The following is a 13678-nucleotide window of genomic DNA, read 5'->3' on the forward strand; positions in this document are numbered from 1 at the left end:
GTCACTTCGCTCTTCCGAGAGAGGCGAGGGAGTTTTCCCACCTCGCGCCCCACCGACAGCCAGTGACGCTCGACCCTATCCACGTCGACACAATTGCCCGGATCGCGGCCTCCATCGCGGGCACCGTCGACGACTCCGACCACGACGACCACGCCGCCCGGGCGTGGGGGCTGCTCGACCCGCTGCGCGAGGACGGCCGAGTCGTGGTCGAACCGCTCGACGAGCCGGCGCTCCGGGCTGCCGCCATCGACGACGTGGCGCTCGCGGACCGGCCATTCGAGACAACCCACGGGCTCGACGCGGGGACGCTCAACCCCACCGGGTTCAAGAACGGCCTCCTGCTCGACGTGGCGCAGGCGGCGATGGCCTCGTCGCCGACCGATCTCGACCTCCACCGCTCGCGCTCGATGGTCGCGACGGTCCACGCCAGCGACGCCACCCGGGAGTACGGCGAGGAGTGGCGCAAGTACGACGAGAGCTACAGTCGACGGAAGGTGCTCCAAGTCCCGGCGGTGAGCGAGTTCGCCGACGAGGTGACTCACGAGCTCGCGCTGTACCTCGCGGAGTCCTCCCACGCGCTCGAACACGCCGACGCGGTGGAGGAGCTACTGCTGCTCGACGGGCCGCTCTACCCCAAGCGGCTGTTCAACTGGGAGTCCCGCGACCCCGCGCTGGCGGAGGCGACGAAGGAGGCGGCGCCGCAGGCGATCGTCGAGAACTACGTCCGGCTGGTCGAGCAGTTCGTCGAGCGCGGGATTCCGATCGCGGGGTTCGTGAAGAACCCCACCTCCCGGTTCATCGTCCGGACGCTCGACGACCGCGTGCCGACGCCGTGGACCGATGACGCCGCGCTGTTCACCCGGCTGCTGGAGCAGCGCGACGAGGGGATCGACGAGACGAGCGACGACCCCGCCGCCGCCCGCGAGGAGTCCGATCTCACCTTCACCTCGTGGTTCCGCTCCCGCGGCTCCTCGGACGAGCCGATGTCCGTCGACGGCGACGCGATGGGAATCGAGCGCCGACTGGAGCCGGAGTGCTACGAGGTGACGTTCTGCTACCTCTACGACCCCCGGACCGACGTGACGTACAAGATCGAGGCCCCCTACGCCGTCACGCGGGATCCGGAGACTCGCGAGGCGCTGACGACCCAGCTACTGAGCGAGGTCGCGACCGAGCGCGGGCCGCCGGAGGCGATCGACAAGGCGGACGAGCTCGCGAAGATCGGCGCCGGCGAGAAGGCGGCGATCCGCCGGAAGTTCGAGGAGACGTTCGGCAGCGAGTCGCGGTCGACGTACGACGGGCTGCGCTGGGGCGAGGAGGAGTAGTCCCGGTTTTCGGTCGGGTTTTGGTTGTTGGTAACTGGAGTAGCGACGGCGACAGCGGCTCTATCGTTGGCAACTGGAACAGCGACGGCAACCGCAACAGCACCTCGATGCTTGACCACTTGCGACCGCAGTGTGCCGGACACGGGGTCCGGCACAGCACCGAGTCCCCACCCCTCCCCCGCGGGCCGGCGACCGTTGCCGGCCCGCGGCGTCCACCGCTACCGCACCGCGGCCACGGTGGCGCGAAGCGCACGCGGCCTCGTGCCGCGTGTCAGCGCGAGGGACGAGCGACCAACGGGAGCGAGTCGGCTGGGGAGGCTCGTGGGCTGTGTGGGGCGGTGCGGTCACAAGTGGTCATGCTCGCTCCGGAGTCACGTTCGCGGCTGCTGTTGTTGATTCGCCACCCAAGTACCACAAAATCGTTCGCAGGTATCGTTCTCGATCGACGATGTCGAACACTCCGGGAAAAACGACGACTCCACCTACGCCGGCGTTTCCTTCTCCACCTCGATCTCCACGTCCTCCACGCCGATCCGGGCGAACTGCGTGCGGATGTGCTCCCGCGCCGCCGAAAGCGCCTGCTCGCGGGTGTCGAACCCCCGGGGCATCGGCGACTCGAACGCCACACGGATCTCCTCGCCGTCGACCTCGATGGCCGAGCCGCCGCTCTCGACTTGGTAGAACGCGTCGCACACCCAGACGTAGGCGGCGTCCTCGTCGGGGGCACCCTTGTACGTCGGCGGGTCCTCGCCGCGCTCGAACAGCGTGCCGGTGAGGGCGGTCCCCCCGCCGCGGCCGTGGACGTGAATCATACCGAAGCTACTCGCCCGGCGCTTTTAGGGGTGCTGCCCGGGGCGAGTCCTGCACCCCGGGACAGGGAAAGGCGTATGGCGGGAGCCGCCCACCTCCGGGACATGAGCGATTCGGGCGATCTGGGCGACTTCACCGACTACGTCGACGACGACGCCGAGCAGTCGGGGGCGACCGACGGCGGCGATGCGGCCGCGGGGGACGATCCGGGCCGGGAGAGCGACGACGCGGCCGAGTTCGAGCGCTACGGCGCCGAGCCGGCGGGCGCCGACGAGGGGCTGGGCACCGTCTCCGTTTCGCAGGGACTCCGCGTCTCGCAGGACGGCGACGAGACGACGCTGCGGGCGTTCATCACCACCGGGAACCGCGACTCCGTCCGGCTGGGGAGCTACCTGCTCGTCCCCTACCCCGACGACGAGGTGCTGTTCTGCTCGATCGCCGCGCTGGAGTACGCACAGGAGTTCCAGTCCGACGACGCCACCGAGATCCACGCACGCCGGCAGATGCGCCGCGAGGAGTTCGAGGAACGGGACTACAAGTTCATGGCCGAACTGGAACCCGTCGCCGTGATCTACGAGGAGGGCGACGAACTCAAGCGCCGGATGACCGACCGCGTGCCCAAGCCCGGCGCGCTCGCCCGCGAGGCCTCCGACGAGGAGCAGATCAAGACCGGCCTGAAGATTCCGGGCGACGGCGTGTTCCTCGGCCACCTCTCCGTGGGCGGCGAGAAGGTCCGCACGGCCGCGGAGCCGCCGACGGTGGACTACCGCGTGAAGGACGACTACGCCGACGGCGACCCGCTCGTGTTCCGGCACACGCTCGTCGCTGGCGGCACGGGATCGGGGAAGACCCACGCCTCGAAGAACGTCCTCCGGCAGTACCTCGACGAGGACCGAACGTACCCCATGGACGACGGTCGGGAGGTCTCGCCCGCGGTCGTGCAGTTCGACCCGCAGGACGAGTACGCCCAGATGCACGACGACAACCCCGGAATGAGCGACGCGTTCGCTCGGAACCTCGACCGCGAGGGGATCGCCCACGGCGGCCACGACGACACGATCGCACTCGTGCCCGTCGAGGACGGCGTGAGCTATGGCGGCGAGAACCACCGCGCCGAGCAGGTGCGGTTCACCATCCCGTTCTCGGTCGTCGACGAGTACGACATGCCGTGGCTGGTCGCCGGCGGCGGGTTGAACGACAATCAGTACCCCGCGCTGCTCACCCTCCTCAATCGCTTCTTCAGCGACTACGGGCAGGAGGGCACCTACGAGGAGTTCAAGCGGTTCCTCGACGACCCCGGCCTCAAGGAGGAACTCGACGAGTCCGGCCGCGTCCACGAGGCCACGTTCGACGCCGTGAAGCGCCGCGTTCGCGGGATTCCCTCCGGGATCTTCGATCAGGACGCCCGGCCGATCACCGAACTCGATCACGAACTCGTCCGGCCGGGCGGGCTGACAGTCGTGCCGACGTACCACCTCTCGACATCGCGGGCGAAGGAGATGTTCGTGCTCGCGGTCTCCTCGCTGCTGGTCGACGACAAGCTCTCGAACTCCCCGCAGAGCCAGCGCATCAAGGAGACGCCGCTGGTGCTGGGGATGGACGAGGCGCACAACTTCCTCTCGGACGCCGACACCGTACAGGCCCGGAAGGTCGTCCAGAAGTTCACGGAGGCCGCCAAACAGGGCCGGAAGGAGCGACTCGGACTGTTCCTGATCACGCAGGACCCGCAGGATATCGCGGAGCCGGTGTTCAAGCAGGTGAACACGAAGGTCGTGCTGAACCTCGGCGACGAGGACGCGATCTCGTCGGTGAACATCCCGACGGAGTTGGCCCAGAAGGTGCCGTACATGGAGAAGGGACAGATGGTGGTGTACTCGCCGGACAACTCCGAGCCGGTGGAGCTGATCGGGCTGAGCGAGTGTGTCACTCGTCACGGCGAGTGAGCGCGAAGCGACCTCGTGTCGCGAGCGCCGAACCAACGCCGTGGCGATGTGTCACCAGACACGGCGAGTAAGTCAGTCACGGCTCGTGACCAGCGTCGATCGCCGGATCGACGCCCGGAGCGTGTTGCCGTGACTGTGTGACCTGTCGCGAGCGCCGAACCAACGCCGTGGCGATGTGTCACCAGACACGGCGAGTGAGCGCCACCCCTCGCCGTGCCGTGACGATGTGGGACCGCGTGTCTGGGTAGTCGCAGGCTTCCAAAACTGTAAATACCGTTCCTGAAGCGTATCTTCTCATGGACTCCCACCGCCTCGGGACGAGATCGCCACGTCTCATCATGGGCTTCGGGGCGGTGCTGTTTCTGATCGCCGTCGTTCACCACGCGACCGAGATCGTCGCGCTCGGCGGGCTGGTCGGTCCCGTCGTGGCGGGGCTGTTGGACGGCACTCTCGCGCTCGTGGTCGTGTACGCCGGGTACTGGCTCTCTGGCACCGACCTCCTCCCGCAGGACCGCTGGCGGGTGTTCCTGTGGTGCCTGACCGGTGCCGCGATCTTCGTGGCCATCATGGGGCTTTCCCTCCTCATCCGGGCGTTCGAGGGGCGCGTCATCGGTGAAGCCATATTCCCCCTCCTGATCGCGGCGGAGTCGGGGGGGATCGCGGGTGTGATCGCGGGCTACTACGTCGGACGTGCACGGAGCGAGGCCCGCCGCGCACGCACCGTGAGCGAAGCGCTCCGGTTCGTCAACAGCCTCATCCGCCACGACCTCCGGAACGATCTCAACGTGATCCGAGGGCACGCCCAGTTGGCGGAGAGCAGCGACGACGCCGGCGACGCCGAACCGGGCACCGACAGCTCGTCGGTCATCGCCGAAAAAGCGGACGAGGCGCTCGCCCGTATCGACACGACGGGCGTGATCGCGGAGACGCTGCGAGGCGAAGCCGACCTGGCTCCGATCGATCTCGCGGCGATCACCTCCGAGATCGCGAAGGGGGTCGAGAACACCTACAGCATCGCGGTCACGACGGACATCCCGGATGAGGCCACCGTCGTCGCGAACAAGGGGCTGCGGTCGGTCGTCGACAACGTGCTCGAGAACGCGGTCGAACACAACGACGCCGACGACCCACGGGTCCACGTCGACGTCGACGCGAGCGGCGAGACGGTCGAGCTGAGGGTCGCGGACAACGGTCCCGGCCTCTCGGACGAGCAGAAAGAGCGCGTGCTCTCCCCACGGGAGGGGAGAGGTGGCGGGCTCTCGCTCGTCCGGACGTTAGTCGAAGGGTACGACGGCGAGCTCCGGATCGAAGACAACGACCCTCGCGGCTCGGTGTTCGTCGTGTCACTTCCGCACGCGAACGCCGAGCCGTCGTGACCGCCGAGTGACGCGGGGCGGTTTCGTCCGCGACCGGCTTCCAGCGGCGTCTCGGGGTCGGTATCGCCGGCGCGAGCCACACCGGCCACTGAACGCGGCTCGGCAACCGGGCTTTTTACCTCGCCGGCCGAACCCTGTGCCATGACGAAACGGTTACTCGTCGCGTACGACGGGACGCCACAGGCCGAGGAAGCGCTCGAGTTCGCGATCGACGAGTGGGGCGGCGCCGACATCACGCTCCTGTACGTGATCAACCCCGTCGAGGCCGGTTACAGCGCCGGCGTCGGCATCCCCAGCGGCGCCGAGGAGTGGTTCGAGCAGGCCAAGGCGGACGCCGAAGAACTGTTCGACGAGGCCGCCGCCGAGTACGATGTCGAGTTCCGGACCGAGATCGCGGTGGGGCGGCCGCCACAGACGATCGTCGACGTCGCCGGCGGCGACAGCGACGACGTGGACGCCCCGGCGTACGATCACCTCGTCGTCGGGAGCCACGGCCGGACCGGCGTCTCGCGAATGCTGCTGGGCAGCGTCGCCGAGAAGGTGGTCCGCGAGTCGCCGATCCCCGTCACGGTCGTCCGGTGAGTCGGCCGACAGGAGGGTGACACCGACGCCACCCGCTGACCCGACCGTGACCTAATTACGCCCGACTCGACAGGCATTAAACCGCGAACCGTCCGTCTCCGGTATGGAGTTCGACGACGCCGTCCTGACCCGCCGCAGCGTCCACGAGTACAGCGACGAGCCGGTCGCCGAGGAGACGATCGAGGCTGTCTTTGAGCGCGTCCGCTACAGCCCCTCCAGCTACAACCTCCAGCCGTGGGAGTTCCTCGTCCTGACCGAGCAGGAGAACCGCGAGCGCCTGCAGGAGGTCGCCTACGGGCAGGAGCACGTCGCCGACGCCCCCGTCGCCGTCGCGGTGCTGGGCAACACCGACCCCAGCGCCCACGGCGAGGCGGTCGCCGAGGACCAGCTCCGGAAGGGGTACCTCCCGAACGAGGAGGCCAAGGAGGGCCTGCTCGAGACGATCGAGGGGATGGCCGACCGCGACGAGGAGACCAACCGCGTCTGGGCGACCAAGAGCACCTCGCTGGCGGCGATGACGCTGATGCACGCCGCCCGCGCCGAGGGGCTGTCGACCTGTCCCGTCGGCGGCTTCGACCCCGACGCGCTCCACGAGGAGTTCGACGTCGACGAGCAGTACGAGCCGGTGATGCTGGTGACGATGGGCCACGCCGCGCCCAACGCCGCCGACACGAACACGCCCCGGAAGTTCCGCCGCCCCGTCGACGACATCGTCCACCGCGAGGAGTTCGAGCCGACGGAGGCCGAACTCGAGGACGAGGTCGTGACCGAGAGCTTCGCGACGCAGTAAGCCGATCGCGGCTTGTGACCGGCGATCGACGGTTTGTTGATCGCTCGGAGCCTGTTGCCGCGATCGTGTAGACCGACCCACGACACACGACGACAACGAACAGAACTATCCTCCCCGCCGACAGCTACCCGCCATGGTCGCAGTCGAACAGGTCCTATTCGGCGTGTTCCTCGCCGTCGGCGGCGCCCTCCTCGCGATCGATCACCCGGCGATCGACTGGCTCAACCGCTGGCTCAAGTCCGCCGGGACGACTCAGCAGCCATCGGAGATCGAGATGGACGACAGTGCCCGGCTGGTCGGCTTCGTCGTCGGGAGCCTCACGGTCGTCGTCGGCCTGCTGCTCGTCGTCGACGTGATCGCCTGAGAGCGGCGGGGCCGCCCCCGGTTTATGCCGTCCCCGCCCCGCCGACCACCAGCGTCGGGATCAGTATCCGACGGTACGTACCCCGTTCGGCGGAGGGAACCGGAACCAACGCTCGCCCTCAGACGCCCGGGATGCCCAGCGCGCCGATCTCGACGAGATTGACCCGCGAGAGGATCCACAGCAGCACGATCGCCGCCAGCCACGCCGCGAAGCCGATCCCCGCGGCGCCGAGCCAGCCGCCGGGGTAGCGCCAGTTCACGACGCCGATCCACAGCAGGAGCAGCAGCGCCGGGCCGACCACCGGGATCCCGCCGACGAAGCCGAACAGCGCGTACACCAGTGCGCCCACGGCGGCGGCGAGGACGGCGTCGCCGAACGCCGGGTCGTCGCCGACGACCAGCCTCGCGCCGACGTGGATCGCGAGCGCGCCGACGAGCAGGCTGACGATCCCCACGAGCAGTCCGTCGATGGGAGCCATACCCCGACCAACGCGCGGCGTCGGGGAAAGCGTGGTGGGCGTCGTGGCCGGCCGGCGACGCCGCGACTCCGGGGAGGCCGAAGGCTTTAGCGGGAGTCACTGCGTTGATCGGAACGAATGGACGAGTCGGACCTGCGGATGGACCAGCGCGTCAGGAAGTCGACCCGCGAGACGCTCCGAGAGGCGTTCGTCACGGGGCTTGCGGTCGTCGTGCCGGTGCTGGTCACGGTCATCGTGCTGGCGGTCGCGTTCCAGTACGTCTACAACTACCTCTCGTGGTTCGCAAAGGGGATCGTCGCCGCCGACGAGGAGGTGATCCTCCCGTTCATCGGCGACATCCCCGCCAGCGTCCTGGTGATCCAGTTGGTCACGCCGGTGATCCTGCTGGCGGTGATCATGGTGGTGGGCATCTTCACGAACACCACCAAGTGGGGCGAGCGCGCGGTGGACTACTTCGACTACTTCATCTCGCAGATCCCCGCGGTCGGCGGCGTCTACGACTCCTTCAGGCAGATGAGCAACGTGATGCTCGAGTCCGACACCCAGAGCTTCCGGGAGGTGAAGCTGGTGGAGTTCCCCCACGAGGGCGCGTACACGCTGGGGTTCGTCACCACCGAGACGCCCGCCGCGCTGTCGGACCCGGCGGGCCACGCCGAGATGCTCACGCTGTTTCTCCCGCTGGCGCCCAACCCCGTGATGGGCGGCCATCTGGTCCACATGCCCGCCGACCGCGTGATGGACGTGGACATGACCGTCGAGGAGGGGATCCGCGCCATCGTCACCAGCGGCGTCGCCGTCGCCGGGAGCGACGTCACGAGCGGGGGCGTCTCCGAGGAGCGACTCCGCGATCTGGCGGGCGTCGAGTACGCCGACCAGCGGTTCGAGCCGGAGGCGGCGTCGCCGACGATCCGCCGCTCGGAGCCGGTCAACACCGACCGATCGGACACGTACGACGAGTCGGTCGAGCCCGCGCAGGCGACGACGCCCGACGACATCGCGCGCCGCGAACGCCCCGAGGCGGAGGGTCCCGCGGCCGACGCCGACACGGCCGCGGAGCGAGCCCACGGCGTCGACACCGACGACGCGAACGTCACCCCGGCGGAGCAGTCGGGGCGCTACGCCAGCGAGACCGCCGCGACCGAACGGCCCCCCGCGGAGATGGCCGGCCGGGACGCCGCCGAGCGCGAGTCGACCGAACGGCGGCCGGCGGAAGCGGCCGACCGCAACGCCGAGCAGCGCACGGAGACCGACGAGCCTCCGGCGGAGGCGGCCGGCCGGGACGCCGCCGAGAGCGAGTCGACCGAACAGCGGCCGGCGGAGGCGGCCGACCGCGCGGACGAACAGCGCGACTCCACCGAGGGGGAGCCGGAACGCGAGTCGAACGAGGACCGGGGGGGTCGGAGCTGATGGCGGCGTTCGAACTCCGCGAGCACACCGCCGACGTGGCAGTCGCGGCCAGCGGCGCAGCGCTCGGACCGACGTTCGCCGCCGTCGCCGACGGGCTGGCGGCGGCGATGTGCGAGGAGTGGCCGCCGGCGGACGCCCCCGACGGCGGGGAGCGTGCCGAACTCCGGCTCACCGCGGAGAGCCGCGAGGCGGCGCTGTACGACTATCTGGACCAGCTCATCTACGAGCGCGACGTTCGGTCGGTGCTGCCCGTCGACAACGAGGCCGAGGTGGCCGACGGCGAGCCGTGGACCGTCGACGCCAGCTACCGGGGCGTCCCGCTCTCGGCGGTGACCGCCCGGGACGTGAAGGCGGTGACGTACTCCGAGATGCGACTCGAACGCGTCGACGGGACGTGGGAGGCGTACGTCGTCTTCGACGTGTAACCAGCCGCGGCTCGCGACCGGCGAGCGACGTTCGGTCGCTCGCGAGGAGCGTGCTGGCGCGGCTGTGTGTAGTCAGCCCCGACTTCCGACTCACTCCTCGACGTACTGCCGGACGAGTCCGCACTCCGGACAGGCGTACGCCGTCGGCTTCACCTTCTCCTTCGCGCCGAGGCTCCCGAGGATTCCCTTCTTCGGCTCGTCGGTGACGAGGTGGAGTTCGAAGCCGTCGGAGGTCCGCATCGTCATCTCCTCGAGCGTGACGCCACAGTCCGGACAGCGTCTGGTGGCCATACCGCCCCTTCAGTACCCTTCCACGTAGAACCCCGGGCGAACGCCTTTGCCCCTTCGGACACAGTTTGGGGTATGACGCGCTACACCGCTTCCGCGGCGGCCGCACTCGCCGTGCTGTTCGCCGTCGTTCCGGGCCGGGCGCTGGCACACGTCCGGTACGTCACGCCGGGCGACGGTGGGGAACGCGCCGTCGAACTGCTCGCCGCCGTCGTGGCGGACCCGCTCGCGTTGGCGCTGCTCCTCGGCGGCGGCGCCGGCGCCGTCGTCACGGGCGCGGGCTGGCTCCGGTTCCGCCCGTTCCGGCTTGACCTCGCCGTGCTCCGGCAGACGCTCCGGAGCTACGACGATCTGCTGCCGTGGCTGGCCCGCCTCGCGATCGGCCTGCCGATGGTCGGCGCCGGCTTCACCGGCTACCTGTTCTCGCCCGCGGCCACCGCCGACTTCCTCGGCGTTCCGGGCGCGCTGGTCCGGCTGTTCGGCATCGGCGTCGGCTTCCTGCTCGTGTTCGGCTTCGCGACGCGGCTCACGGCCGCGGTCGGACTGCTCGGCTATCTCGTGGGATTGGCACTTAGCCCGGCGTTGCTGCTGGCGTTCGAGTTCGTCCCGGGGCTGCTGGCGATCCTGCTGCTCGGCGGCGGGCGCCCGAGCGCGGACCACGTCTTCTCGCGGCTGTCGGCCGTCGGGGGGACGGTGTACCAGCGGATCGACCCGGTGCGGGAGACGCTCGCGCCGGTCGGCGAGCGGCTCGCCGATCGCGACGAGCTGGTCCCGGTGATCGTCCGCGTCGGACTGGGGTTCTCGTTCGTCTACCTCGGCGTCGTCCAGAAGCTGCTCATGCCGGGGCAGGCGCTGAGCGTCGTCGCGAAGTACAACCTCACCGAGGTCGTCCCCGTCTCGCCGGAGCTGTGGGTCGTCGGTGCCGCGCTGACGGAGGCGGCGCTGGGGATCGCACTCGCGCTGGGGCTGTTCACCCGCGCCGGCTGCGGGGTCGCGATCCTGATGTTCACGACCACGCTGTTCGGCCTGCCGGACGACCCCGTGATGGCCCACGTCTCGCTGTTCGGGCTGGTGTCGATGCTGGTGATCACCGGCGGCGGCGCCTACTCGGTCGACCGCTGGCTGGCCGAGCGGTTCGACGACGACACCGACGTCCAGCAGCGCGAGGACGAGCCGGCGCCGACCGCTGACTGACACGCAACGGTCTTTCTCCTCCGGCCCCGACGCCCGAGCATGACCACGAGAGAGTTCGGCGACGTGACGCTCGAACGCGTCCGGGAGCACGTCTGGGAGATCCCGCGGGAGGGCGAGATGGAGGTCCCCGGCCGCGTGCTGGCGAGCGAGGCGCTGCTCGAGGACATCGGCGACGACGACAGCCTCAAGCAGCTGAAAAACGCCGCGGCGCTGCCCGGGATGACGAAGTACGCCCTCGCGATGCCCGACGCCCACCAGGGGTACGGCTTCCCGGTCGGCGGCGTCGGCGCCATCGACGCCGAGGACGGCTGCATCTCGCCCGGTGCGGTGGGGTTCGACATCAACTGCGGCGTCCGGATGCTCCGCACGCCGCTCAGGTACGACGACGTGCGCGGCCGCGAGGAGGAGTTGGTCGAGGCGCTGTTCGACGCGGTCCCCTCCGGGCTCGGCGGCGGCGGCGTGATCGAGGGGAGCCGCGACGCGGTCGAGGGGGCGCTCGAACGCGGCGTCGAGTGGGCCGTCGAGCAGGGGTACGCGACCGAGGCCGACCTCGACCACTGCGAGGACGGGGGGCGCCGGCCGGACGCGAAGCCCGAGTACGTCTCGAAGAAGGCCAAGGACCGCGGGATGAACCAGATGGGGAGTCTCGGCTCGGGCAACCACTTCCTCGAAGTCCAGCGCGTGACCGACACGTTCGACGACGCCGTCGCCGACGCCTACGGGCTTTCCGAGGGCCAGATCGTCGTGCTGATCCACTGCGGCAGCCGCGGGCTGGGCCACCAGATCTGCTCGAACTACGTGCGCCGGATCGAGCAGGAACACGGCGACCTGCTGGAGCAGTTGCCGGACAAGGACCTCGCGGCGGCACCCGCCGGCTCCGAACTGGCCGAGGAGTACTACGGCGCGATGTGCGCCGCGGTCAACTTCGCGTGGGTGAACCGCCAGCTCATCACCCACCGAACGCGGGAGACGCTCGCCGACGTGTTCGACGCCGTCGAGACGGCGGACGTGGAGCTACTGTACGACGTGGCCCACAACATCGCCAAGCGCGAGACTCACGAGGTCGACGGCGAGGAGCGCGACCTGTTCGTCCACCGCAAGGGCGCGACTCGGGCGTTCCCGCCGGGCCGCGAGGAGGTGCCGCCGGCGTACCGCGACGTGGGCCAGCCCGTGATCATCCCCGGCTCCATGGGCGCCGGCAGCTACGTGCTGAAGGGCGGCGACCGCTCGCTCGCGGAGACGTTCGGCTCGACCGCCCACGGCGCCGGGCGGCTGATGTCCCGGACGCAGGCCAAGGGAGAGTTCTGGGGCGGCGACGTGCAGGACGACCTCGCCGAGCAGGAGCACATCTACGTGAAGGCCAACTCCGGCGCCACCATTGCCGAGGAGGCCCCCGGCGTGTACAAGGACGTCGACGAGGTGGTCCGCGTCAGCGACGAACTGGACATCGGCGACAAGGTGGCGCGGACGTTCCCGGTCTGCAACATCAAGGGCTGAGCTTTAGGCGGGAGCGAGCGTACGGGGCGTATGCTCGAAACCCGGCGCGGTCGGTTCGTCGGCATCGCGCTCGCCATCCTCGCCGTGGCCGTCCCGGTGTCGACGCTGCTGATCCCGCCGGACCCGTACACGCAGGTGGTCGTCGTCGCGGGCGTGGTGCTGTTCGCGCTCACGGCGGCGAACCTCCTCAGCCACCCGACGGTGTACGAGCTACTGCGGGAGAACTGACCGCCGATCCGCGTTCAGTCGCCGTGGGGACCGCTCGGGCCGCCGGGGCTGTCCGGCCCGCGCGGTCGCTGCGGGCCGACGCCGATGGTGACGCGGTCGTCGCCGCGCTCGGGCTGAATTTCCTCGCCTTCCTCGAACCGGACGAAGGAGAGGTAGAACGGCTCCCCGCAGCCTGAATCGGGCGCCTCCGCGGCGTCGGGGAGTTCCTCGCCCGTCAGGAGCAGTTCCTCGTCCGCGCCGCAGACGAACCGGACCCCGTCGACGCCCTCCTCGTCCTCGAACGGCTCGTCGGGATCGACGTAGCTCCACCCCTCCAGCGGGTAGGGCGTGACGGTTTTGTCGGCGAGATACCCCTCGCGCTCCAGCTCGTGGACGGCGCCACAGCGCGGGCAGTAGTAGGTGACGGGGTAGGCCATGGGCGCCGTAGGCGCCCGAACGATACGTGGGTTTCGGCGGCGGTGGGGTCGGCGCGGATCAGCGCCGTTCGTGGATTCGCCGTCTGTGGATCACTCCTCCCCCCGCGCGTCGACGACGAGCACGGGGATCTTCGTCTTCCGGAGCACCTTCTCGGCGACGCTGCCCAGCAGCGCCCGCGAGATGCCCGAGCGGCCGTGGCTCCCCATCACGACGAGGTCGGCGCCGAGTTCGTCGATCGCGTCACGGATCGCCAGCGCGGGCTGGCCGGCGCGGACGTGCTCCTCGGCAGGCACGCCCGCGGCCGCGGCCGCGTCGGCGACGTAGCCCGTCGCCTCGTCGGCGGCCTGCTTCACCTCGGGCATGTCGTCGAGGTGGCCCTGCCGGATGCGGTCGACCTGCTCGGTGCCCAGCGAGTAGTTCACCGCGTCCACGTCGATGACGTACAGCGCGTGGACGGTGGCGTCGTACTTCGCGGCGAGGTCGACCGCGCGGTCCACGGCGGCCTCGGCGGTGTCGCTGCCGTCGGTCGGAACGAGGATGTCGTCGTACATGGG

Annotated in this window: 16 protein-coding genes; 11 read left to right on the forward strand and 5 right to left on the reverse strand. The window is 69.8% G+C overall.

Annotated elements, in window-relative coordinates; translation table 11 throughout:
• Positions 1-62 precede the first annotated feature (62 nt).
• A complete protein-coding gene (locus tag ACYQZ5_RS03430) occupies positions 63-1325 on the forward strand; it encodes a DNA double-strand break repair nuclease NurA (protein WP_379732562.1) in 1263 nt (420 codons plus the stop codon).
• Positions 1326-1807: 482 nt separating this feature from the next.
• On the opposite strand, the gene ACYQZ5_RS03435 is transcribed toward ACYQZ5_RS03430, so the two are convergent.
• Positions 1808-2137 (reverse strand): DUF7113 family protein, encoded by a 330-nt coding sequence (locus tag ACYQZ5_RS03435; protein ID WP_379731618.1) that lies wholly within the window; start codon positions 2135-2137, stop codon positions 1808-1810.
• Between the two features lie 102 nt (positions 2138-2239).
• Here ACYQZ5_RS03435 and ACYQZ5_RS03440 point away from each other — a divergent pair, with 102 nt between their 5' ends.
• From ACYQZ5_RS03440 to ACYQZ5_RS03460, 5 genes are all read left to right on the forward strand, one after another.
• A complete protein-coding gene (locus ACYQZ5_RS03440) occupies positions 2240-4078 on the forward strand; it encodes an ATP-binding protein (RefSeq protein ID WP_379731617.1) in 1839 nt (612 codons plus the stop codon).
• A 296-nt stretch (positions 4079-4374) separates the two neighbouring features.
• A complete protein-coding gene (locus ACYQZ5_RS03445; RefSeq protein ID WP_379731615.1) occupies positions 4375-5454 on the forward strand; it encodes an ATP-binding protein in 1080 nt (359 codons plus the stop codon).
• 141 nt (positions 5455-5595) lie between these two features.
• Complete coding sequence (locus tag ACYQZ5_RS03450; RefSeq protein WP_379731614.1) at positions 5596-6036, forward strand: universal stress protein; 441 nt, start codon at positions 5596-5598, stop codon at positions 6034-6036.
• A gap of 103 nt (positions 6037-6139) precedes the next feature.
• On the forward strand, positions 6140-6826 hold the full coding sequence (locus tag ACYQZ5_RS03455) for a nitroreductase family protein (protein ID WP_379731613.1): 687 nt from the start codon (positions 6140-6142) through the stop codon (positions 6824-6826).
• A gap of 133 nt (positions 6827-6959) precedes the next feature.
• On the forward strand, positions 6960-7190 hold the full coding sequence (locus ACYQZ5_RS03460) for a hypothetical protein (RefSeq protein ID WP_379731612.1): 231 nt from the start codon (positions 6960-6962) through the stop codon (positions 7188-7190).
• Positions 7191-7308: 118 nt separating this feature from the next.
• Here ACYQZ5_RS03460 and ACYQZ5_RS03465 read toward each other — a convergent pair whose 3' ends face one another.
• On the reverse strand, positions 7309-7668 hold the full coding sequence (locus tag ACYQZ5_RS03465; protein ID WP_379818198.1) for a hypothetical protein: 360 nt from the start codon (positions 7666-7668) through the stop codon (positions 7309-7311).
• 117 nt (positions 7669-7785) lie between these two features.
• Between ACYQZ5_RS03465 and ACYQZ5_RS03470 the strand changes: the two genes are divergently transcribed.
• Together ACYQZ5_RS03470 and ACYQZ5_RS03475 are read left to right on the forward strand one after the other, a co-directional pair.
• Complete coding sequence (locus ACYQZ5_RS03470) at positions 7786-9075, forward strand: DUF502 domain-containing protein (RefSeq protein ID WP_459845169.1); 1290 nt, start codon at positions 7786-7788, stop codon at positions 9073-9075.
• The gene (locus ACYQZ5_RS03475; protein WP_459845172.1) at positions 9075-9500 is read left to right on the forward strand and encodes an archease; all 426 of its coding nucleotides are present in this window, start codon (positions 9075-9077) and stop codon (positions 9498-9500) included. The genes ACYQZ5_RS03470 and ACYQZ5_RS03475 overlap by 1 nt, the downstream gene beginning before the upstream one ends.
• A gap of 90 nt (positions 9501-9590) precedes the next feature.
• On the opposite strand, the gene ACYQZ5_RS03480 is transcribed toward ACYQZ5_RS03475, so the two are convergent.
• Positions 9591-9791, reverse strand: a complete 201-nt coding sequence (locus ACYQZ5_RS03480; protein ID WP_379733203.1) for a hypothetical protein — start codon at positions 9789-9791, stop codon at positions 9591-9593.
• A 72-nt stretch (positions 9792-9863) separates the two neighbouring features.
• Between ACYQZ5_RS03480 and ACYQZ5_RS03485 the strand changes: the two genes are divergently transcribed.
• Genes ACYQZ5_RS03485 through ACYQZ5_RS03495 form a run of 3 tightly spaced genes read left to right on the forward strand, consistent with a single transcriptional unit; the run spans position 9864 to position 12707 of the window.
• Positions 9864-10982 carry a DoxX family protein gene (locus ACYQZ5_RS03485; RefSeq protein WP_459845175.1) on the forward strand — a complete coding sequence of 373 codons (1119 nt, stop codon included), beginning with the start codon at positions 9864-9866 and terminating at the stop codon, positions 10980-10982.
• A gap of 39 nt (positions 10983-11021) precedes the next feature.
• Entirely contained in the window at positions 11022-12479 is a 1458-nt protein-coding gene (locus tag ACYQZ5_RS03490; protein ID WP_459845177.1) for an RtcB family protein, read from the forward strand.
• Positions 12480-12509: 30 nt separating this feature from the next.
• Complete coding sequence (locus ACYQZ5_RS03495) at positions 12510-12707, forward strand: hypothetical protein (RefSeq protein WP_379732605.1); 198 nt, start codon at positions 12510-12512, stop codon at positions 12705-12707.
• A 14-nt stretch (positions 12708-12721) separates the two neighbouring features.
• Here ACYQZ5_RS03495 and ACYQZ5_RS03500 read toward each other — a convergent pair whose 3' ends face one another.
• On the reverse strand, positions 12722-13123 hold the full coding sequence (locus ACYQZ5_RS03500) for a DUF7969 family protein (RefSeq protein WP_379732604.1): 402 nt from the start codon (positions 13121-13123) through the stop codon (positions 12722-12724).
• Positions 13124-13213: 90 nt separating this feature from the next.
• Positions 13214-13675, reverse strand: coding sequence for a universal stress protein (locus tag ACYQZ5_RS03505; RefSeq protein WP_459845179.1), 462 nt, complete (start codon positions 13673-13675; stop codon positions 13214-13216).
• Between the last annotated feature and the right edge of the window lie 3 nt (positions 13676-13678).

The organism is Halolamina salina (assembly GCF_054653455.1).